This is a genomic window from Caulobacter sp. X, assembly GCF_002742635.1.
Taxonomy (GTDB): domain Bacteria; phylum Pseudomonadota; class Alphaproteobacteria; order Caulobacterales; family Caulobacteraceae; genus Caulobacter.
Genome location: NZ_PEGF01000001.1, coordinates 250,994 through 272,924, shown reverse-complemented (window position 1 = coordinate 272,924; position 21,931 = coordinate 250,994). Strand labels below are relative to the sequence as shown.

The following is a 21,931-nucleotide window of genomic DNA, read 5'->3' as shown; positions in this document are numbered from 1 at the left end:
CGACGACGCCGGTGAAAAGACCTGCGTTCATCAACAAGTTTCGACCCCCGGGTTGCCCTCGGGGGTCGGACGAAAAGCTTCCGAAGGAAGCGGTTAGGGCTTGGGCTGCTGGGCCGGCGGCGCGGCGACCGTGGGCGCCGGAGCCTCGACCGCCTTGGCCGCCGGAGCAGCCGCCTTCTTGGCGGGTTGCGGGGCCTGCGGCGCCGGGGCCAGCAGCGAGGGCTGGGCGGCGGCCGGCGCCGGGGTGTTCAGCTGCGGCGTCGGGGCCTGGATCGGCGCGGGCGCGGCGGTCGACGGCGCGACGTCGGCGGGCGCCGGAGCGGCCGGCGCGGCGTTCAGAGCCTTGGAATCGAGGTTCTGGATGTCCAGGCGATCCACCACCGAACCGCCGCTGTTCAGGCGCCCCGTCAGGATCGTCAGCGCCAGGCTGATCAGCAGGAAGATCGAGAACAGGATCCAGGTGATGCGGGTCAGCAGGTCGCCGGCGCCGCGGGCGGTCATGAAGCTGGACGAACCGCCGCCCATGCCCAGCGCGCCGCCCTCGGAGCGTTGCAGCAGGACCACCCCGATCAGGCCGAGGCAGACGACGATGTTGATGGCCAGCAGGACGCCGATGAGCATGACGAATGTGTTCTCGATCCGGGCGCGGTCAAAAGGTCGCGCGAAAAACGAAGCGGCCCCTCTACCACTAGAGACGCCTCCGCGCCATAGCTGGGAAGCGCAGCGCGCGACGCAAGCCCCAAAGTCCCGTTTCCATAAGCCTTCCAGCCCCCGATATTGGACCGCATGATTCTCGAGACCGCCCGCCTGACCCTCTCGCCCCTGACGGTCGAAGACGCCCCGCGGGTCTATCCGTTTCTTAGCGACGCCGAAGTAATGTCCAACCTCGACCAGGAGCCCGTCGAGGATCCGGACGAGGTCGCCCGGCGGGTCGCCTATCAGGTCGAGCAGATGGCCGCCGGCGACGCCGCCTACTGGTCGATCCGCCATACCAATAGCGGCCTGTTCCTCGGCTATTGCGAGTTCATCGACTTCGATCGCCGTCACGGCCGGGCCGAAATCCGCTTCGTCATCGCCCGCGACAACTGGGGGCGCGGCTTCGGCTACGAGGCCGTCACCGCCCTGCTCGCCCACGCCGCCAGCGAGGGCCTCAAGAGCCTGGTCGCCAGCGTTCACATCGGCGACCACGGCGAAAAGCTGCTGGAGAAGCTGGGCTTCAAGCCCGAGGGCTACCTGAAGGGCTCGGTGCATCGGGACGGCGAACGCCGCGATCGTCGGCTTTACGGACTTAGCCTCTAGACACGGCGTCTCGGCTTCACGCGATCGCTCGCTGAAGGTTCTGGGGAGGCGACGGAGCGGCCGGGCGAACCCGGAGACCGTGAGTGTGATTTGCGTTTCGGCTCGACAGTCCGCTCCGCCAGGCTGTTCTTGCCCGTGAGGATGGGGGGCGTGAGCGTCTTTCAGCTCGGGACCCCACTAGCCCCCGGACGGGCGCGGACCAACTGGTGCGGCTTCTTCCGTCTCCAGCCCGACGATCCACGATAGGCGGCTTATACGATCACCGCCCTGTCGCTCCGCTCTCGGCCTTGATCCCGCCTCGCCCCGCCACCCGCACACGCTCCTAAAGAGTAAGCCGCGCGGCCTGCCGAGCCGGACGGGGACCGAAAGCGGCCCCGCTCAGCCTATCCCCATCGCCGCTTTGGGCCGGATCCAAGCGCCCTCCCCCGCGACGGGGACGGGATTGATTATGCGCGCGGTTTCAACGCGGATCACACAGCGGCGTGTAAATGTGGGAAGCGGTTGAAATCACTCACTTCGATTCCGGACACGCCGAGCATACAGGCGCTCCAATCCCCGTGCTTGCCCCCTCCGCGCCTGCGGCGCTCCTCCCCCGGAGGGGGAAGAAGGACGGCGCGCACCTTCCGCCCCTCTGGGGGCGGACGACCATGCGCAGCATGGTCAGGTGGGGGCCCGCGGCGTCGGCCGACTTGGCGCCTGGATATCTTGTTGACCCTGGAATTTACAAGCGTAACCCTTCACACGATTTACACTCGTAATCACCCAAGGAGCACGCCATGCGCCTACAGCCCATCACCCTCGCCGCCCTGCTCGCGGTGTTCATCGACACCCCGGCCCAGGCGGCGACGGAAAAGTCGCTCACGCTTGTGGCCATCTTCGCCAACGCCGCTGTCCCGGTGAAGTTGATCGCAGTCATCCTGCTGGTCGGACTGCTGGCCGCGCCGGTTGTCGCCCTGGCTAGGCGCGATACGAAGTGGCTGAGCGCGATCGCCCGCAGCGCCCTGCCCTTGGGCTTCGCGGCGGCGGCCTACACCCTGCTGGCCTGCGCGGTCGGCGTGGCCAATCTGGGCGTCACCCCCAGCTTGCCCGTACTGGCGCCGGGTCTCGCCGAGGCCCTGATGATGGCGATGCTGGGCCTTCTGACCACGGGCGTCGCGCGTCTCGCCAGCGAACTCGTCGAGCGTCGCAACCACGGCGCGGGCCTCGTCTAGGCGCCTTCCGTTTTTCCACCGCCCTTGCTTTTTGCGACGCAACAAGCGCATAAGGCCGCTCATCGAGCCCCCTTCGTGTCGCTTCGGCGGCGGAAGGGGGCTATTTTTGTTGGAATTCGACCAAGAAGCGGTCCGAGGGAAGCGTTCAAGGCTTCAAAGGGGCCCGATTTGGTCATGGCGCGAGCCGCGCGTGTTTGTGTGCGCGGTCGCAGACGTGAACTGGACCCATATGCCCTTCCCCGCCTCCCACCCCGCTCTTGAGCGGGCTCTCGCCGCTCAAGGTTACGCCGAGCCCACCCCCGTCCAGGCCGCCGTGCTGGCCGCCGACGCCGCCGACCGCGATCTTCTGGTCAGCGCTCAGACCGGCTCGGGCAAGACTGTCGCCTTCGGCCTCGCTGCCGCCCCGACCCTGCTGGGTGACGCCGAGACCTTCGGCCAGGCCGCCGAGCCGCTGGCCCTCGTGATCGCCCCGACCCGCGAACTGGCCATGCAGGTCAATCGCGAGCTGGGCTGGCTCTACGCCGAGGCCAAGGCCGCGGTGATCAATTGCGTCGGCGGCATGGACGCCCGCCGCGAGCAACGCGCGCTGAACTACGGCGCCCACATCGTCGTCGGCACCCCGGGCCGCCTGCGCGACCACATCGAGCGCGGCCACCTGGACCTCTCCAAGCTGAAGGTCGCCGTCCTCGACGAGGCCGACGAGATGCTGGACATGGGCTTCCGCGAGGACCTGGAGTTCATCCTCGACGCCGCCCCGCCCGAACGCCGCACCCTGCTGTTCTCGGCCACCCTGGCCCGCGACATCGTCGAACTGGCCAAGCGCTATCAGAACGACGCCATCCGCATCGACACGATCGGCCGCAACGAGCCGCACCGCGACATCGAGTATCGCGCCGTGCGCGTGGCCCCGAACGAGGTCGAGCACGCGGTCGTCAACCTGCTGCGCTTCTTTGAAGCCCCCGGCGCCCTGGTGTTCGCCAATACCCGCGAGAGCGTCCGCAGCCTGCACGCCAAGCTGCGCGAGCGCGGCTTCGCCGTCGTCGGCCTGTCGGGCGAGCTTTCGCAACGTGAGCGCGCCGACGCCCTGCAGGCCCTACGCGACGGCCACGCCCGCGTCTGCGTCGCCACCGACGTCGCCGCCCGCGGCCTCGACCTGCCGGACCTCGGCCTCGTCATCCACGCCGAGCTGCCGATCAACAAGGCCACGCTCCTGCACCGCTCGGGCCGCACCGGCCGCGCCGGCAAGAAGGGCGTCAGCGCCCTGGTCGTGCCCTACACCCGCCGCCGCAAGGCCGAGCAGCTGCTGTACGCGGCCGGTGTCGAGGCCGACTGGGGCGGCGCGCCCAGCGCCGACTCGATCCGCGAGAAGGACCAGGAGCGCCTGCTCGAGGATCCGATCTTCGCCGAAGCCTCGACCGACGAGGACATCGCCCTGGCCGAAGCCATGCTGGCCAAGCGCACGCCGGTCGAGATCGCCGCGGCCCTGATCCGCACCCGCCGCGCCAAGCTGCCGTCGCCGGAAGACATCTATGACGATCCGCGCCACGGCGCCGACCCGGGACCGCGCCTTCGCACGGGTGAAATGGGCGAGCGCCCGCCGCGCGAGCCGCGCGCGGACATGGAAGGCTCGGAGTGGTTCCGGATCAGCGTCGGCCGTCGCGGCAACGCCGATCCCAAGTGGCTGATCCCGATGATCTGCCGCCTGGGCCACATCACCAAGAAGGACATCGGCGCGATCCGGATCTTCGACTACGACACCAAGTTCGAGATCTCGGCCGAGGCGGCGACCAAGTTCGGCGCGGCCGTGCAGTCGACGGTGCGGGAAGACGTCTCGATCACCCCGACCACGGCGCCGGCGCCGCGCGAAGCCGGCCCGCGCCGGGAATATGCTCCGCGTCCGCCTCGCGGCGACAACGACGGTCCGCGTGAGTACAAGCCCCGCGCGCCGCGTGAAGATGGGCCGCGCTCGCCGCGGGCCAACGCTCCGGGCTCGCGCGATCACACGCCGCGTCCGCCCAGCTTCGGCGACGACGGCTTCAGCAACGCCAAGCCGTATAACCGCGGCGAGGAGCCCAAGGGCGACTACAAGCCGCGCCGCGCGCCGCGTGACAACGACGCCCCGCGCCCCTACTCGCCGCAGGACTCGGACGGCGCTCCCAAGCGCGCCTTCAAGCCGCGCCACGAGGCCGGCGCCGACGCGCCGCGCGAGTACAAGCCCCGCGCCCCGCGCGCGGACGGCGATGCCCCCAAGAAGCCGTTCAAAAAGAGCTTCAGCGACAACGCCGCCGGCCCCAAGCCGTATTCGAAGCCCTATGCCGGCAAGCGCGACGGCGATGGTCCCGCCAAGCCATTCAAGGGCCCCAAACCCTTCAAGGCCAAGAGCTTCGACGCCAAGCCCGGCGGCAAGCCGGCCGGTAAGCCGTTCAAGAAGAAGTAGTTAGGCGTCAAATCCTCCCCCTAGCGGGGGAGGTGTCGCGGAGCGACTGAGGGGGCAAGCTGGGCAAAACCGCCGCGTTAGCCCCCTCCGGCCCTCTGGGCCACCTCCCCCGCAGCGCGGGGGAGGATCAACACCGGCTATGCCGCCTGCCCCGCGCTCCACCCCGACGCCCAGGCCCACTGGAAATTATAGCCGCCCAGCCAGCCGGTGACGTCGACCACCTCGCCAATGAAATAGAGCCCCGGGACGGCCTTGGCCTCCAGGGTGCGGGAGTCGAGGTCGTCGGTGTCGACCCCGCCCAGGGTCACCTCGGCCGTACGATAGCCCTCCGACCCCACCGGCTTGAAGGTCCAGGCGTTGACCGCCCCGGCCAGCCGGCCCAACACCTTGTCCGAACAGTCGGCGATATTGCCCTTATCCGCCGCCTCTTCCTCGGCGATCACCTGGGCGACGCGCTTGGGCAGCAGGGTCGCCAGCACGGTCGCCACGGCCTGGCGCGGCGTGGCCGTGCGGGCGGCCTTCAGCGCCGCCAGGGCGTCGACGCCCGGCGCCATGTCGACACGGATCTCGTCGCCCTCGCGCCAATAGGACGAGATCTGCAAGATCGAGGGGCCCGACAGCCCCCGGTGGGTGAACAGCATCCCTTCGCGGAACTTGGTCTTGCCGTGGGCGACCACGGCGTCCAGCGCCACGCCCGACAGCGGCGCCAATCGCGCCAGCATGGCCGGCTCGAAGGTCAGCGGCACCAGCGCCGGGCGCGTCTCGACGATCTTCAGCCCGAACTGCCTGGCGATGTCATAGCCCAGGCCCGTCGCGCCCATCTTCGGGATCGACTTGCCGCCGGAGGCCACGACCAGCGATTGGCAGCGAACCTTGCCGGACGACAGCATCAGCGCGAAGCCGTCCTCCGTCTTCGCTAAGCCCTGGATAGCGGTCTCCAGACGCAAAACGACACCAGCGCCCTTCATCTCGGACAGCAGCATGTCGATGATCTGCTTGGCCGAGCCGTCGCAGAAGAGCTGGCCCAGGGTCTTTTCGTGATAGGCGATCCCGTATCGCTCGACCAAGGCGATGAAGTCCTTGGGGCGATAGCGACGAAGGGCTGACAAGGCGAACTTTGGGTTCGCCGACAGGAAGTTATGGATCGACGCGCCGGTATTGGTGAAGTTGCAGCGGCCGCCGCCGCTGATGCGGATCTTCTCGCCCGGCGCCTTGGCGTGATCAATAACGAGCACCGAGCGGCCGCGCTTGCCCGCCTCGATGGCGCACATCATGCCGGCCGCGCCCGCGCCGATCACCAGGACGTCGAAGTTTTCCAAGGCTTACCCGTTACTTGCTCGCGCCTCTTCGAGCCGAGGTCCGGTCCGGTGTCAACCGGCCGGCCTTGACGCGGCGGCGTGAGGCGTTACGACGCTCGCCCCGCCCTCCCCAGGACCTTGAGCTCCCATGACGGCCGCCACCGCGCCGACGATCGGCGTCGACTTCGGCACCACCAACACCGTCGTCTCGATGACGCACGGCGACGATCAGGCGCGCCTGGTCCGCTTCGCCATCGACAACCGCCAGCTCTTCGCCTTCCGCTCCGCGCTCAGCTTCCATAGCGTCGCGGGCGAACGGATCGTCGAGGCCGGCCCCTGGGCGATCGAGGCCTATCTGGAAGAGCCGCTGGAAACGCGCTTTATCCAGTCGTTCAAGACCTTCGCCGCCTCGGCCGCCTTCACCGAGACCCGCATCCTGGACAAGCGCTATCAGTTCGAGGACCTGCTGGCGGCCTTCCTGCTGCGCCTGCGCGAGCACGCCGGCGCCCAGATGGACGACCTGCCGCCGCGCATCATCGTCGGCCGTCCGGTGACCTTCGCTGGAAGCTCGCCGAACGAGGCCCTGGCTCTGACCCGCTATGAGGCCGCGTTCCAGCGCCTGGGCTTCACTGACATCCGCTACGCCTACGAGCCCGTCGGCGCGGCCTTCTTCTTCGCGCGGCAGCTGAAGCAGGACGCCACGGTGCTGGTCGCCGACTTCGGCGGCGGCACGTCGGACTTCTCGCTGGTGCGGTTCGAGCGCGCGGCGGACGGAACGCTGCGCTCGACGCCGCTGTCGCGCTCGGGCGTGGGCCTGGCCGGCGACGCCTTCGACTACCGGATCATCGACCAGCTGGTCTCGCCCGAGCTGGGCAAGGGCTCGGACTACCGGTCGTTCTCCAACAGGCTGCCGATCCCGCAGCGCTACTACGCCGCCTTCGCGCGTTGGGACCAGCTGGCCCTGCTGCGCGCCTCCAAGGACATGCGCGACATCCGCGCGCTCGAGCGCACCGCGGTAGAGCCCGACAAGATCGCCGCCCTGATCGAGGTGCTGGACGGCAACCACGGCTACGCTCTCTACCGCTCGGTCTCGGCGCTGAAGGAGGCGCTGTCGAGCCAGGACGAGGCGACGTTCCGTTTCGAGGCCGGCTCGGTGAGCATCGAAAAGCGCGTGGCGCGGACCGACTTCGAAAGCTGGATCGCCCCCGAACTGACGGCGATCGAGACCGCCGTGGCCGAGGCGCTGGATCGCGCGGGCCTTTCGGAGACCGGCGTCGACCGCGTGTTCCTGACCGGCGGCAGCTCGTTCGTGCCCGCTGTCCGCGAGATCTTCCTGCGCCGTTTTGGGGCCGACAGGATCGAAACCGGCGGCGAGTTCGAGTCCATCGCCTCGGGCCTGGCCCTGATCGGTCGCGAGGCCGACCTCGATCTCTGGACCATGCGCGCCGGCTAGACGCCCGGTCCTGCCCGCATCCAGTGGTCGCATGGCCCCGTTGAGCGCCTTGCCCTACAGTTGACGCGAACGATTCGCGCCAGCGTGTTTTGGGGCAACGAGTCCATGCCGATTTCGTACCTCTCCGCCGCACAGATTTCGGCCTTGTCGGCGACGCTGGTGCAGGGTCTGTCGACGACCAAGCTGGAAACGCTCACCACCACCCAGGTCGGCGCCCTGACCAACACGGCGTTGGCGGGGCTGAGCGCGAGCCAGGTCTCGGCCCTGTCCAATACGGCGGTCAAGGGCCTGACGGCGACCCAGATCCCGGCCTTCGCCCCGAACCTGATCTTCGACGCCGAGCAGCTGGCGTCGTTCAGCGGCGCCCAGCTGAACGCGCTGACCTCGACCCAACTGGCCAAGCTGGACGCCAGCCGCCTGGACGCGCTGAGCGCCACCCAATTCAGCGGCCTCGACGCCACCCATTTCACGGCGCTGGACGCCACGCAGATCGGCTCGCTCGAGACCACCCAACTGAAACTGCTGACCGCCACCCAGCTGGGGGCGATGAGCGTCACCGACGTGGCGGAGCTGTCGGCGACGCAGTTGCAGGCGCTTTCGCCGGCCCAGTTCGCAACGCTTTCCTCGACGGCGGTCTCGTCCTTGGACATCACCCAGTTCGACGCCCTGACCGTCGGGCAGCTGCAGGGCATGACCGCCACCCAGATCGGGGGGCTGAGCGCGGACCAAATCGCCGATCTCGACACCGACATCTCGCTATTCTCGGCCAGCCAGCTCAAGGGCCTTTCCAGCACCCAGACCGGTTGGCTGTCCAACACCCAGGTCGCCGCCTTCAGCGCCACCCAATTGGCCGGTCTCAGCGCGGACGGCTTCGCAGGCCTTTCGGCGACCCAGGTGGCGAGCTTCAGCGCCACCTCCATAGCGGCGCTGACGACCACACAGCTGAGCGCGCTGAACGCCACGGATTTCGCCGAGCTGACGCCGACCCAGGTCGCCGGGTTCACCGCCACCCAGATGGCTTCCCTTTCCCCCAGCAACATCAGCGCCCTGAGCGCCACCCAGGTGGCCGCCCTGACCGCTACCCAACTGGCGGGGTTGACCGCCACGCAGCTGGGCGGCTTGACGACGACCGACTTCGCCGAGCTGTCCAGCACCCAGGTCCGGAGCTTGTCGGCGACGCAGATCGGGGGATTGTCGGCGGCGAATGTGAGCGGTCTCGACGCCACCGGGGTCCAGGCCCTGTCGACCACCCAGGTGACGGGTTTGACCGCGACCCAGTTCTCGGGCCTTAGCACCACCGATGTCGGCGAGTTCGCCACCAGCCAGATCAGCGCCTTTTCGGCGACCCAGCTCTCGGCCCTCTCGGTGACGAACTTGGCGGCCCTGTCGAAGACCCAGATCAACGCTCTGGGCGCGACGGCCCTGAAGGGGCTGTCAGCCTACCAGATGCGCAGCCTGTCAACGACGGCCTTTTCTCAGCTGACCCCGACCCAGGTGCAGGGCCTGACCGCCACCCAGGTCGGTTCGCTGTCGACCACGGTGATCTCCGGCCTCTCGACGACCCAGATCAGCTATCTGCTGCCCTCGCAGATCCCGGGCCTGACGATCAACCAGCTGGATTGGCTGTCGACCACCAATCTGGCGGCCATGACGCCGCTGCAGGTCGCCGCCTTCACCCCGGCCCAGGTCGAGAGCCTCTAGACTCTCCTTAGCGCCCGGAAGCGCCCAAGGCCTTGGCGAGATAGGCCGCCAGCACCTCGACCCGCGCCGGCCGCGGGCCGCCGGGCGGCATCACCAGATGCAGCGCGATCGGCGCGCCCTGCCACTCGGGCAGCACCTCCTCCAGCCGTCCGTTGGCCACCGCCGGGCCGACGATGAAGTCGGGCAACATCGCCACGCCGGACCCGGCCAGCAGCGCCGGCAGCAGGACGTCGCCGTTATTGGCCCGGATGACCGAGCGCGGCCGCACCGAGGCCTCCTCGCCGCCCTTCTGGAAGCGCCAGGTCTCCGGCGCGGACTGGTGGCCATAGGTCAGGCCGCGATGCTGGGCCAGATCGGCCGGATGGTGCGGTCGGCCATGCTTGTCCCAATAGGCGGGCGAGGCCACGAGGTGACGCTTCACAGCCCTTAGGCGCCGCGCCACCAGCGAGCTGTCCGGCAAGGCCGCCACGCGCAGCGCCAGATCGAAACCCATGCCCACCAGGTCGATGGTGGCGTCCGACAGGTGTAGGTCGATCGAGACCTCTGGATAGGCTTCCAGGAATGCCGGCAGCACCGGTCCCAGGGTGGTGATGCCCAGCGACATCGGCACGGCCATCCGGACCAGTCCCCGCGGCGCCGAGGACTGGTGCGAGGCCTCCTCCTCGGCCGCCTGGGCCTCGGCCAGCACGCGGGTGGCGCGCTCGACCAGGGACTGGCCGGCGTCGGTCAGGGCCAGGCGACGCGAGGTGCGGTTGAACAGGCGCGAGCCCAGCCGGGCCTCCAGCCGCGTCACGGCCTTGGACACTGTGGCCTTGGACATGGCCAGCTCGTCGGCGGCGGCGGCGAACGAGCGCAGCTCCACCACCTTGGCGAACACGGCGAGGCCTTCGAGATCGGGGAGCTTGGACATGGCGATAGCTTAGTTTTGGAAACCATGTGTTTCAATAGTTTCCATTTCGGATCCCGCCAGGTCGCCTATCTTCTCCTCAACACGACGCGCCGGACCGGCGCTTCCCAGAGACAGAAAGGTTAGAGCCATGATCGACCGCAGACCGTTCGACAAGCTTGGCGGCGCCGACCACGGTTGGCTGAAGGCCAAGCATCACTTCTCGTTCGCTAGCTACTACGATCCCCGCAACATGAACTGGGGTTCGCTGCGAGTCTGGAACGACGACGAAATCGCCCCCAACACCGGCTTCCCGCCGCACCCGCACAGCGACATGGAGATCATCACCTATGTCCGCGACGGCGCGATCACCCACCAGGACAGCCTGGGCAACAAGGGCCGCACCGTGGCCGGCGACGTCCAGGTGATGAGCGCGGGCACGGGCATCCGTCACTCGGAGTACAACCTCGAGCCGGAAACGACCCGGATCTTCCAGATCTGGATCGAGCCCAAGAATTTCGGCGCCGGGCCGTCGTGGGGCGCCAAGCCGTTCCCGAAGGGCGACCGCTCGGGCAAGTTCGTCACCCTGGCCTCGGGCTTCGCCGAAGACGCCGACGCTCTGCCGATCCGCACCGACGCCCGCGTCTTGGGCGCGACGCTGAAGGCGGGCGAAAGCACCACCTACGCCCTGGGCAAGGACCGTAGCGGCTACCTCGTCCCGGCCGTCGGGACCGTCGAAGTCAACGGCGTCAAGCTAAACGCCCGCGACGGCGCGGGCATCAAGGACGAGGACGTCATCACCGTCACCGCCCTGGAAGACGCCGAACTCGTCCTGGTCGACGCCGCCGTCGACTAGATTTTCCTTCAAGAACCGGACGCGGGGAAACCTTAGCCTCGCGTCCGACCTTCATCCCCTTCAACGCACGCAAAGGAGGCCGTCATGGCCAAGGTTCTCGTTCTCTATTACTCGTCGTACGGCCACATCGAGACGATGGCCAAGGCCGTCGCCGAAGGCGCTCGCGAAGCCGGCGCCCAGGTCGACATCAAGCGCGTCCCGGAAACCGCGCCGCTGGAAGTCGCCCAGAAGGCCCACTTCAAGCTCGACCAAGAGGCGCCGGTCGCCACGGTCGAGGACCTGGCCAACTACGACGCCGTCATCGTCGGCACGGGCACGCGCTTTGGCCGCATGAGCTCGCAGCTGGCCGCCTTCTTCGACCAGGCCGGCGGCCTGTGGGCTCGCGGCGCCCTGCACGGCAAGGTCGGCGGCGCTTTCACCTCGACGGCGACCCAGCACGGCGGCCAGGAAACGACCCTGTTCTCGATCATCACCAACCTGCTGCACTTTGGCATGGTGATCGTGGGCATGGACTACGGCCACGCCGGCCAGATGACCCTGGACGAAGTCACCGGCGGCAGCCCCTACGGCGCCACCACGATCGCCGGCGGCGACGGCTCGCGTCAGCCCAGCGAGAACGAGCTGGTCGGCGCTCGCTACCAAGGCCGCAAGATCGCCGAGACCGCCATCAAGCTGCACGGCTAACGCTCAAGCCGGCAGCGGCCGTCCGCGTCCCTCCCCCCTAGGCGGACGGCCTAGCGACCGCCCCGAGGCTCCTCCCGCCTCGGGGCGGTTTTTGTTTGCGGCGGGCCAGGAAGGAGCTCTCAACAAGCGCTGCTTCGCTTGCTTATAGGCAGTCGCCGAAATAGCCGCAGACAGCGGGAAGCATAGAAAACCAAACTGCCGCAGTCATTATCAGTGCATAGGGGATTACCAGAATGGCCTTGATACGCTTGCTAATTGGCAGCGAAACAAGCCCATAAATACCCACCGAGACGCCTAGAATAATGAAGACCAACTCGGCGAGCTGGGAATGCCAGGGGCTCTTAAATTCCAGAAAAACAAGAGCTTGCCCGATCGCGAACGGCGCAAACGTCATAATTCCAAGTGCAGCCAGACTAACTGCCAAATTTGATCGACCGACCATGTCAGGTCACTCCGAGCCGAGAGACCTAGCTTCGCAGAGAAGCTAGGCGCCAGCTACAGAAAGGCTTTGCTAGGGTTTCGCCCGCACCACGGCCACCAACCAGCCGCCGCCCCACGGCGTGTTGATCACCGCCTCGTCCAGCACCTCGCCCATGGCCTTCAGGCGATGCCACAGGCGTAGCGGCTTTAGCGCCAACCACATGGTCAGGCCCACGGCGCCGTCGGGCTTCAGGTTCGGAGCGTAGTGGGCGACCAGGGTCTCGACCTCGCCCAGGTGCTCGACGCACTCTGAAAACACCACGACGTCGAAGGTCTCGTCGGTCTGGAACGTGCGGCCGTCGCCCAGCACCATCTTGACCTCGCCGATCGCGACCTCGGGCGCCAGGCGCAGCTCGCCGCGCTCGATGGCGCGCTTTGAGAAGTCGACTCCGACATAGCGGGCCGGCCGGTGGGCGCGCAGGGCCTCGTAGAACACGCCTTCGCCCGCCCCGATCTCCAGCACGCGCGGATTGGGCCAGCGGTCGGCGATCATGGCGGCCAGCAGACGGTGGTGATGGCGCTGCTCGGAGCGGTTCAGGCGGTCGTAGATCCCGGCCTTGTACTCGGCGTCCCACTTCTCGACGGGCGCGGCCACGATCGGCTTGTGGCGCTTGCGCATGAACAGCTCGCCCAGCGCCGGATTGTCCAGCGACAGCAGCTCCGTGAACCGGCGCCAGCGCAGATAGGCCATGACTTCCCCCCGAAATCTTGGCCCCGGATAGGCAAAGGGCCCCGGACTGTCCAGTCCGAGGCCCCTCAAGTGGGTTCAAGCTTGGCGCTTGAGCCTCATCCCTTGTTCGCCAGCGCCGCCTGGGCGGCCGCCAGGCGCGCGATCGGCACGCGGTAGGGCGAGCAGGACACGTAGTCCAGGCCGACCTTCTCGCAGAAGCCGATCGAGGCCGGGTCGCCGCCGTGCTCGCCGCAGATGCCGAGCTTGACGTCAGGACGCGCCGCGCGGCCACGCTCGGCGGCGATGCGGATCAGGTCGCCGACGCCGTCCTGGTCGAGGCTGACGAAGGGGTCCTTCTCGAAGATGCCCTTGTCGATATAGGCGCCCAGGAACTTGCCGGCGTCGTCGCGGCTGATGCCGAACGTCGTCTGGGTCAGGTCGTTGGTGCCGAAGCTGAAGAACTCGGCGTTGGCGGCCAGATCGCCGGCGCGCAGGGCCGCGCGGGGCAGCTCGATCATGGTGCCGACGGTGTACTTCAGGTCCACGCCCTGCTCTTCCAGCACCGCCTTGGCGACGCGGTCGGTCAGGTCGCGCAGGTACTTCATCTCCTCGCCCTTGGCGACCAGCGGGTGCATGATCTCGGGGACGGGAGCGGCCTTGCCGGACTTGGCGATCTCGCAGGCGGCCTCGAGGATGGCCCGGACCTGCATCTCGTAGATCTCGGGGTACGAGACGCCCAGGCGGCAGCCGCGGTGGCCCAGCATGGGGTTGGTCTCGTGCAGCTCCTTGGCCCGGCGCATCAGCTTGGCGGCGTCGAGGCCGGTGGCCTCGGCCACGGCTTGGACGTCTTCCTCGGTGTGCGGCAGGAACTCGTGCAGCGGCGGATCCAAGAGGCGGATCGTGACCGGCAGGCCTTCCATGATCGTGAAGAGCTCGACGAAGTCGGCCTTCTGGAACGGCGCGATCTTGGCCAGCGCCGCGCGGCGGCCCTTCTCGTCGTCGGCCAGGATCATCTCGCGCACAGCCGCGATCCGGGTGTCGTCGAAGAACATGTGCTCGGTGCGGCAGAGGCCGATGCCTTCGGCGCCGAACTGGCGGGCGGTCTTGGCGTCCAGCGGCGTCTCGGCGTTTGCGCGCACCTTCAGGCGGCGGACCTCGTCGGCCCAGCCCATCAGGGTGGCGAAATCGCCGGTCAGCTCGGGCTCGATCATCTTGGGCGCGCCGGCAAGGATTTCTCCGGTCGAGCCGTCGATGGTGATGATCTCGCCGGCCTTGAAATCGCGCCCACGGACGCGGAACAGACCTTCCTTCGGGAAGATGGCGACGTCGCCGGCGCCCGAGACGCAGGCCCGGCCCATGCCGCGCGCCACGACGGCGGCGTGGCTGGTCATCCCGCCCCGCGCCGTGATGATGCCGCGAGCGGCGTGCATGCCGTGGATGTCCTCCGGCGAGGTTTCCTCGCGCACTAGGATGACGCTTTCGCCGGCGGCGGCCGCCTTCTCGGCGGCGTCGCTGTCGAAGACGATCTTGCCGGTGGCCGCGCCGGGCGAGGCCGGCAGGCCGACGGCGATCACGTCGCGGTGCGCCGTGGGGTCGATGGTCGGGTGCAGCAGCTGGTCCAGCGAGGCCGGCTCGACGCGCCCCACGGCCTCTTCCTTCGAGATCACGCCCTCGGCCGCCATGTCGACCGCCACCTTCAGCGCGGCCTTCGCCGTGCGCTTCCCGTTGCGGGTCTGCAGCATGTAGAGCTTGCCCTGCTCCACCGTGAACTCGATGTCCTGCATGTCGCGGTAGTGGCGCTCCAGCGTCTCGACCACGGTCTTGAACTGGCCGAACACCTCCGGCATCGCCTCTTCCATCGAGGGAGCGGTGTCGCCCATCTCCTCGCGGGCGGCCTTGGTCAGGGACTGCGGCGTGCGGATGCCCGCCACCACGTCCTCGCCCTGGGCGTTGATCAGGAACTCGCCGTACAGGCGGTTGTCGCCGTTCGACGGGTTGCGGGTGAAGGCCACGCCCGTCGCCGAGGTGTCGCCCATGTTGCCGAACACCATCGATTGGACGTTCACCGCGGTGCCCCAGCTTTCGGGGATGTCGTGCATGCGGCGATAGAACTTGGCCCGGTCGTTCATCCAGCTGGCGAAGACGGCGCCGATCGCGCCCCACAGCTGCTCCTGGGCGTCCTGCGGGAACGGCTTGCCCAGGTGGTCGCGCACGGCGGCCTTGTAGTCCTTGATGACCATGGCCCAGTCGTCGGCGGTCAGGCCGGTGTCGACATGGACGTCCAGGCGCTCCTTGTGGTCGTCCAGGATCTCTTCGAACATGTGGTGCTCAAGGTTCAGCACGACGTTCGAGTACATCTGGATGAAGCGGCGGTAGCTGTCGTAGGCGAAGCGGCGGTCGCCCGACAGCTTGGCCAAGCCCTCGACGGTCTCGTCGTTGAGGCCCAGGTTCAGGACCGTGTCCATCATGCCCGGCATCGAGGCCCGGGCCCCCGAGCGCACCGAGACCAGCAGGGGATTGGCGACGTCGCCGAATGTCTTGCCGGTGATCTCCTCGACCTTGGCGAGGCCGGCCTCGACCTGCTGAGCCAGCTCGGCCGGGTACTGCTTGCCGTTGGCGTAGTAGTGGACACACGCCTCGGTGGTGATTGTGAAGCCGGGCGGGACCGGCAGGCCCAGCGAGGACATCTCGGCGAGGTTGGCGCCCTTGCCCCCGAGAAGGTTCTTCATCGAGGCGTCGCCGTCGGCGCCGCCTCCGCCAAATGCATAAACCCAACGGGACTTGGTCAGCGTCTCAACCGGCATATGAAATTCACCCTGCGATAAGTGAAAAGGCCGCGCCCCTCTGATGGGAGCGTCTCACCTTGGAACAGCGCTGCTGTATCGTGATCCCGCAGTGCAATATCCGGGGTCTCAGTAGCACTTCGCTCAAGAACGCGTCCACTGGCGCTTGCCGTTCCACGCCCCATCCTGAGAATTCGGCAAATATTTCCAATGACAACGTTGTCCTGACCGCAGGCGCGGCCACAACTCGCCAGAAGCACGATTTAAATCCGCCAACTGAGAGCTTTGAAGGCGCGCGCCGACCCATCGTCTCCAAGCCGGACGGTTTGAAGACGTTCAGACCTGACGCCAAATGCAGCCATGGCGTGTACATAGTGAATCGTGGAGACGGCGCGGCCTCTCACCCCGATCCTGACCGAAGCGCGCCTCGGACAGCGCGGCGGACGCGGACGGTCAGGCGCGACGCCCGTCCAGGATCATCGCGCGCGGGCATGCCTTGGGTGAAAGGGGACGGCGCTGGCCGCCCCCTCCGTCAATCAGTAGCGACGGCTATGGACAGAGCGGAGATACGCCCGGTCGGCCTCGGTCATCGCGCGAGGCGCGTCGGCGGCGGCGCTGTCGAACAGGTTCAGGATCGAGTCCTCGGCCGGCGCGCGAACCCGCGTGTCCGCCAGGGCCACCAGACTGACATAGTCAGCCAGGGTCGAAACCTTGATATCAGCCGCCTTCGCGGCGTCCACGATCACCAAGGCGTTGTAGGGCCGCGCATCCCGGGTCTTGAAGCCGGGCGCGGCGGAGCCGTGTATCCAGCGCACGGGCTGGGCGCTGGTCTTGAAGCGCTCGATATCCTGAGGGGCGACGCCCTTGTAGTTGAAGCGCTTGGCCCGCGTGGCTTCGGCCACCAGCTCATCCGGATTGGGCGAGAACAGGACGACCACGTTCGGCTCGCAATCACGATGCGCATATTCGGCGCCCACCTGATTGGCGACCTGGAGCAGCCGAGCGGCGACATAGTTGTTCACTTCGGCAGAAGCGCCGCGAACCAGCGGACAAATGCCCTCGCGCGCGCCCCCCGTGAGCCCCTGGCGCAGGCGCGCCATCTCGCTCTCCAGACCCTGCTGACGCCGCGCGTCGCCCATCAGGGTTTCGCTCTGGCGGGCGGAAGCGACCGAGCCCGTCGCCAGCAAGGCCAAAACGCCGACACTCAGAAGCATTCGTCGCATAGCGCATCCCTCCAAATGAAACTGGATGGGAACACAACTCTAGACTGTCGGCAAGGCCAACGCCCGCAAACGAAAGCGGCGGGCAATCCTCAGATCGCCCGCCGCTCGCCCCCGTGGAGGCGCCGTCGTCAGCTTTTTGGGCTGTCGACCAGCCTTCCACTGTCCTTAGAAGGGAATCTCGTCGTCCAGGTCGGCCGAGAAGCTCTCGCGCGGGCCGCTGGGCTGGCTGCGCTGGCCGCCGCCGAAGCTGGAGCCGCCGCCCGAATAGCCGCCGCCGTACTCGTCGCCGCCGCCCGACGACGCGCCGGCGCTGTCACCGCGGCCGCCCAGCATGGTCAGTTCGCCGCGGAACTTCTGCAGGACGATCTCGGTCGAGTACTTTTCCTGGCCGGTGTTGTCGGTCCACTTGCGGGTCTGCAGCGCGCCCTCGATGTAGACGGTCGAGCCCTTGCGCAGATACTGCTCGGCCACCTTCACCAGGTTGTCGTTGAAGATGACCACGCGGTGCCACTCGGTCTTTTCCTTGCGCTCGCCGCTGTTGCGGTCGCGCCAGGTCTCGGACGTGGCGATGCGGAGATTGGCGACGCGGTCGCCCGAACCCAGGCTGCGGATCTCGGGATCGGCGCCGAGATTGCCCACCAGAATGACCTTATTGACGCTGCCCGCCATCGCTTGACCTTGCTCTCGCCCGGCGACCCATGCGCCGGAATCTGAGAGCGCACGTTAACGAGACGTTAAACGGCGCGCAAGTTTTGTTCTCAATATGTTCTTGTGGACGAGAAAGACGGCTGTGGACGGACGAACCCCGCGCCCTCGCCTATTCGGCCGGAACGCGGCGGATGGCGCCTGGGACGGCCAGACGCCCATCGCCCGTGCGAACCAGCGACATGAAGCGCGGCCCGTCATAGGTCTGGCCCAGATAGATGCCTTCCTTCTCGATGAAGATGAAGGAGCCCTGGTAAGCGCCAACCATGCCCTGGTTGTTCGACTGGCCCAGCCGAACAAAACGGATGCGCATGCCCTCAAGCGTCGCGGCGCATTCCTCCATGCTCGGGACATTGCGCGCCACCGGGTTGTAGCGCAGCGTCTTGTCCTTGTTCGTCGCCACGTGGAAGCAGACGCCCTGCTCGAACGGCGGCTTGATCTGCTCCTCGCAGCCGGCGAGCGCGAAGCCCGAGACGACGAGGACGGCGGCGGCGGCGAGGACGGTCTTGCTCATGGATTACACTTATAATCCTATCCGGCGTTCGGGCTAGGGCAGTTTGGCGTCTGTTCGAACACGGTGTGGAAGCTGCGATTGTCCGGAGAGGCCTCCACGCGCCCTTGCAGCAAGCGCAGGGTCTCCTCGCCCCAGCGGCCATAGGCGACCGCGTTGGTCTTCTCGCAGCGTCCGCCGAACAACTGCTGGGCGCAAGCGTTCAGGGTGATGTCGCCCGGCAGCCGCCGCCACTCGCCGGCGGCGTAGCGCCAGCAGGCGCCCAGCGGCGCCGTGGCCGAAGCCGTCGCCGCCGTCGAGGACGTCGTGGGGCTGGCCGCGGTTTGGCCGGCGGCGGGCGCATCGACGGTCGGGGTCGGCGGCAGAGGCGTCAACACCGTGCCGGCTTGGTCGGCGGCGGCCAGGGCGCCCGTCTCGTCGACGCCCACATCCAGCGCGCCGGTCGCCACGCCGTTCTTCTTGGCGCATTCAGCCAGGGTGATCTCGCCAACGAACGCGCCGCCGACAAAGCAGCGCAGCGGCCGAGCCGGATCCAGCTTGGTGTCGTCGTCGCGCCCGGTCTCGACGATAAGGCCCGCGCGCGAAGCCGGCGGGGCTTCCGTCTGCTTCTGGTCGTGTCCGGCCAGCAACGCCGCCGCGATGCCCAGGCCCGCCAGCAGCGCAACCGCCGCGCCGCCGCCGAGGACGACGATCCGTCGATCTTTCAGAAAATCCATGGCCCCCTGGCTACGACGCGACGATGACGCTTTCAAGCGCGACCGCCCTCGAAAGCGCGCCGCCTGTCACATTCGGCGATCGTTGAAGGGGCGCGTCGTCCTATCCGCCGCCGGTCAGTCGATTCAACGCGGCCTGATAGTTGGACAGCTGATCCGTAAGGTATTTCGGAACCGTACCGCCGGTCTTGCCCGAGGTCTTGCTGTTGTCGCTGCTGATCCCCTGGGCCGCGTCGGAGGTCTCGCGATAGGCGGTGCGGATCTGCGCCATGGCGCGGCTGATGACGACATTGGCGTTCTTCCGCCCCGCCTCGGTGGTCAGGTCAAGCTCCGGCGGCAGTTGCAAGCCATAGACTTGACCGCCGCCATCCGCCGAGACGGTCTTGCCATTTTCGGTCTTCGTCGCCCGAACCACGCCTCCAGCCAGCCCCAAGGCGGTCAGGACATCGGTTCCGCCCTTGCCGGCGACAACCTCGATGGTCGCGGTGTTCAAGGCGGGGCTGATCTTCAGCACGCGATTATCGCCATTGGTGACCGTTTCGACCTTGGCGCGGAAACCCGATGCGCGCTTGATCTTGTCGGCGAGGGTTTCAAGCGTGTCGCTAGCCTCGATGGTGATCGTGGTCAGCGGTCCGCGCTCGCGCGTGCGGATCTGGAAGGTGTCACCGGCCCGCGCCGCGGTGGATGTCGTGATGCGGTCCGATTGCTTGAACTCCATGGTCCCGGACGGCAGGCCAAAGAGGTCCAGCGCCGAGGCGCCCGATCCGGAAACCGCCACCGAGGTGGGCGTGGCGTAACCGTCCTTGCCGGTGAGCCTTTGGCTCCAATCCACCGCGCCGCTTCCGACGTTGATCTGGGCGACATAGCCGTCCGCGGTTCCGACCGTCGGCTGACCGTCCAGGTTCGCGCCCGCCGAACCGACCAGCCAGGCCGTTCCGTTCTTGACGTCAAACCCGGTCACCGTGTCGTCGCCCGTCCCGCCATAATAGGTCAGGACGTCCGCGCTGGCGTCTGAGATGTCCAGAGACATCCGGCCGACAAAGGCATCCATGCCGCCGGACGGCGGGGTCGTGGCGCCATTGATCGACATGAGATTGTTGGCCGTGTAGCCGCCGACATAGAGCTGGCCGCCATCGATCTTTAGGCCCGCCAAATCGCCGCCTCTCAGCGAACCGAGATCGCGGGTCGCTCCCGCCGTCAGAGAAGCGGTCTTGGTGTAGGTGACCGGGACGCTCTCATAGGCGCCGTACTTGTTCAGTTGGGTGACGTTCTCGGTGACGACGCTGGTCGTCACGTCGAAGCTGCGCAGAACCGCGTTGCCGTCTTCCTTGGAGCCGACAATGACCTGCGAGCCGTTGACGACGATGTCCGAGACGGAGTCGTTGGCGGCGGAGCCAAACTTCTGGGTGAACAGCGCCTTGGGCTTGCCGTTGGCGTCGGTGGCGAACGCCGAGAGATAGGCGTCCCAGCCCCCGCTAGGATCGGTTCCGACCGCTCCGGGCAGGTCTGACTTGCTGCGACCGCCGACATAGAGGACGCCGTCGGCGCCGAAGGCCAGGGCCGTGGCCTCGTCCTCCTGCAGCCCGCCGCGACGCACCGTCCACTGCTCGTCGCCATTGGCGCTGTAGCGGGTGACGAAGCTGTCGGTGGTGGTGGAGCTGTCGCTGTTGTTGATCGGGCCGTTGACCGCGCCCTGCAGCCGGCCGCTGACCGAGCCGGCGACCGCGATGGAGCCGTCAGCGGCGACCGCGAGGGATAGACCGCTGGCGTTGTCGGTCGCGCCCAGGCTCTGGGCGAACAGCAGATGGCCCGCGCTGTCGTACTTCAGCAGGGCGACGTCGCTGTCGCCCTTGATCGGCTGGCCGTCGATATCAAGCTTGCCGTCCACCTGGGTGGCGACGTCGGCCAGCATGTAGAGCGAGCCGTCCGCCCCAGTCACCGACTTGCGGACCGTGGAGATCGTGCCCTGAAGCGTCTCGGTAAAGACCTTGCCGCCCGGCGCGCCGGCGCCCGGGCCGCCGCCCGTTCCGGCCGCGCTGTATTTCGTCAGGGTCGACTCATAGACCGCGTCATCGGTGGCGGCGTTCTTGTCGGGATCCGGATTGCCAGCCTTGGTGGTGACATAGACGGCCGGCGCGGTGGTCGGGGCGCTGAAGCTGATCTGTTCGGCGGAGTCGCCCTTGACCTTCAGGGCGAAGTCATCGCCGGTCGCGGGCAAGGTCACGGGCTTGCCGTTGACCTGGACGGTTCGTTCCTGACCGGCCGTGCGCTGAACGGCGAACGCGGTGTTGAAGCCGGCCGCTTTCATCTGGTCGTTCATGTAGCTGACGACGTTGGACATGGTCCGGGGCGTGGAGCCCATGTCGTTCAGGTTCATGGTCACGGTCTTGGTGACGCCGAACGCCTTTACCGAGACGTCGAACGACACGTTCCCCTGGAACTTCGGCACCGGATCGTCGACCTGGCCGGAATAGATCGTATCGGTGGTGTAGGTGTAGTTGGCCTTCGGAACGCCGACCTTGGCCTTGTCGCTGGTCATGACCGCGCCCGTGGTCAGACGCAGCTGGTCAAGCGAAAGACCCTGCACGTAGCCGCTGATTTCGGACAGCCCCCGGGTCATGGCGGTCTGCAGGCGCGCGATCTCGCTGTCAGGCACCCGCTTTTCGCCCGCGCGGGTCGCGATCGCCGACAAGGTGTTGAGCGCCTGATAGGTCGCGAACAGTTTGGCGTAGTCCGGGCTGGCCCCCTTCAGCGACGTCGAGTTCGCGGCTTCGTCGACAAACTTGCGACCGTTGAGGGCGGAACGCACCAGCTCGCTGGCGGCCGGCGTACTGCCGCCGAGCCAGGGCGCGCTGGGCACGACCGCCTTGGAAGAGCCGCTCGAGGTCGCCGTCGCCGACGTTCCAGACGCGGCGGCGCCCGTCAGGCCGCTACGGGCCTGATAGTAGCTGAGCAGCGTGCTGGTATCGAACGTGATCACGGCTTGTCCTGACGGGGACGCAGAGTCCCCCGCTGATACAT

18 protein-coding genes are annotated in these 21,931 nt (G+C 67.6%); 7 read left to right on the top strand and 11 right to left on the bottom strand.

Features of this window, described 5'->3' with window-relative positions; translation table 11 throughout:
- Positions 1 to 93: 93 nt before the first annotated feature.
- Positions 94 to 621 carry a preprotein translocase subunit SecG gene (gene secG, locus CSW60_RS01175; RefSeq protein WP_099537510.1) on the bottom strand — a complete coding sequence of 176 codons (528 nt, stop codon included), beginning with the start codon at positions 619 to 621 and terminating at the stop codon, positions 94 to 96.
- 165 nt (positions 622 to 786) lie between these two features.
- Here secG and CSW60_RS01170 point away from each other — a divergent pair, with 165 nt between their 5' ends.
- From CSW60_RS01170 to CSW60_RS01155, 3 genes are all read left to right on the top strand, one after another.
- Complete coding sequence (locus tag CSW60_RS01170) at positions 787 to 1,299, top strand: GNAT family N-acetyltransferase (protein ID WP_099535426.1); 513 nt, start codon at positions 787 to 789, stop codon at positions 1,297 to 1,299.
- A gap of 776 nt (positions 1,300 to 2,075) precedes the next feature.
- The gene (locus CSW60_RS01160; RefSeq protein ID WP_099535424.1) at positions 2,076 to 2,510 is read left to right on the top strand and encodes a hypothetical protein; all 435 of its coding nucleotides are present in this window, start codon (positions 2,076 to 2,078) and stop codon (positions 2,508 to 2,510) included.
- Positions 2,511 to 2,739: 229 nt separating this feature from the next.
- Positions 2,740 to 4,947 carry a DEAD/DEAH box helicase gene (locus tag CSW60_RS01155; protein WP_099535422.1) on the top strand — a complete coding sequence of 736 codons (2,208 nt, stop codon included), beginning with the start codon at positions 2,740 to 2,742 and terminating at the stop codon, positions 4,945 to 4,947.
- Between the two features lie 137 nt (positions 4,948 to 5,084).
- Here the strand turns inward: CSW60_RS01155 and CSW60_RS01150 are convergent, their stop codons facing one another.
- Positions 5,085 to 6,266, bottom strand: a complete 1,182-nt coding sequence (locus CSW60_RS01150; protein WP_099535420.1) for an NAD(P)/FAD-dependent oxidoreductase — start codon at positions 6,264 to 6,266, stop codon at positions 5,085 to 5,087.
- 127 nt (positions 6,267 to 6,393) lie between these two features.
- On the opposite strand from CSW60_RS01150, the gene CSW60_RS01145 reads away from it, so the two are divergent.
- Together CSW60_RS01145 and CSW60_RS01140 are read left to right on the top strand one after the other, a co-directional pair.
- The gene (locus CSW60_RS01145; protein ID WP_099535418.1) at positions 6,394 to 7,698 is read left to right on the top strand and encodes an Hsp70 family protein; all 1,305 of its coding nucleotides are present in this window, start codon (positions 6,394 to 6,396) and stop codon (positions 7,696 to 7,698) included.
- A gap of 105 nt (positions 7,699 to 7,803) precedes the next feature.
- The gene (locus tag CSW60_RS01140) at positions 7,804 to 9,399 is read left to right on the top strand and encodes an ice nucleation protein (protein ID WP_099535416.1); all 1,596 of its coding nucleotides are present in this window, start codon (positions 7,804 to 7,806) and stop codon (positions 9,397 to 9,399) included.
- Positions 9,400 to 9,406: 7 nt separating this feature from the next.
- Here the strand turns inward: CSW60_RS01140 and CSW60_RS01135 are convergent, their stop codons facing one another.
- A complete protein-coding gene (locus CSW60_RS01135; RefSeq protein WP_099535414.1) occupies positions 9,407 to 10,309 on the bottom strand; it encodes a LysR family transcriptional regulator in 903 nt (300 codons plus the stop codon).
- Positions 10,310 to 10,436: 127 nt separating this feature from the next.
- On the opposite strand from CSW60_RS01135, the gene CSW60_RS01130 reads away from it, so the two are divergent.
- Positions 10,437 to 11,141: a pirin family protein gene (locus tag CSW60_RS01130; protein WP_099535412.1), complete on the top strand. Its 705-nt coding sequence runs from the start codon at positions 10,437 to 10,439 to the stop codon at positions 11,139 to 11,141.
- Positions 11,142 to 11,225: 84 nt separating this feature from the next.
- Complete coding sequence (wrbA, locus tag CSW60_RS01125; RefSeq protein WP_099535410.1) at positions 11,226 to 11,825, top strand: NAD(P)H:quinone oxidoreductase; 600 nt, start codon at positions 11,226 to 11,228, stop codon at positions 11,823 to 11,825.
- A gap of 142 nt (positions 11,826 to 11,967) precedes the next feature.
- On the opposite strand, the gene CSW60_RS01120 is transcribed toward wrbA, so the two are convergent.
- The 8 genes from CSW60_RS01120 to CSW60_RS01085 form a co-directional block, all read right to left on the bottom strand.
- On the bottom strand, positions 11,968 to 12,267 hold the full coding sequence (locus tag CSW60_RS01120; RefSeq protein WP_143324107.1) for a hypothetical protein: 300 nt from the start codon (positions 12,265 to 12,267) through the stop codon (positions 11,968 to 11,970).
- A gap of 69 nt (positions 12,268 to 12,336) precedes the next feature.
- Entirely contained in the window at positions 12,337 to 12,996 is a 660-nt protein-coding gene (locus CSW60_RS01115; protein WP_099535406.1) for a cyclopropane-fatty-acyl-phospholipid synthase family protein, read from the bottom strand.
- 95 nt (positions 12,997 to 13,091) lie between these two features.
- Positions 13,092 to 15,779 carry a pyruvate, phosphate dikinase gene (gene ppdK / locus CSW60_RS01110; protein WP_099535404.1) on the bottom strand — a complete coding sequence of 896 codons (2,688 nt, stop codon included), beginning with the start codon at positions 15,777 to 15,779 and terminating at the stop codon, positions 13,092 to 13,094.
- 515 nt (positions 15,780 to 16,294) lie between these two features.
- Positions 16,295 to 16,972: a hypothetical protein gene (locus CSW60_RS01105; protein WP_236634193.1), complete on the bottom strand. Its 678-nt coding sequence runs from the start codon at positions 16,970 to 16,972 to the stop codon at positions 16,295 to 16,297.
- 174 nt (positions 16,973 to 17,146) lie between these two features.
- Complete coding sequence (locus CSW60_RS01100) at positions 17,147 to 17,650, bottom strand: single-stranded DNA-binding protein (protein WP_066680284.1); 504 nt, start codon at positions 17,648 to 17,650, stop codon at positions 17,147 to 17,149.
- Between the two features lie 148 nt (positions 17,651 to 17,798).
- Positions 17,799 to 18,200, bottom strand: coding sequence for a hypothetical protein (locus CSW60_RS01095; RefSeq protein WP_099535400.1), 402 nt, complete (start codon positions 18,198 to 18,200; stop codon positions 17,799 to 17,801).
- Between the two features lie 17 nt (positions 18,201 to 18,217).
- A complete protein-coding gene (locus CSW60_RS01090) occupies positions 18,218 to 18,913 on the bottom strand; it encodes a hypothetical protein (protein ID WP_099535398.1) in 696 nt (231 codons plus the stop codon).
- 100 nt (positions 18,914 to 19,013) lie between these two features.
- Positions 19,014 to 21,890: a hypothetical protein gene (locus CSW60_RS01085; RefSeq protein WP_099535396.1), complete on the bottom strand. Its 2,877-nt coding sequence runs from the start codon at positions 21,888 to 21,890 to the stop codon at positions 19,014 to 19,016.
- Positions 21,891 to 21,931 lie beyond the last annotated feature (41 nt).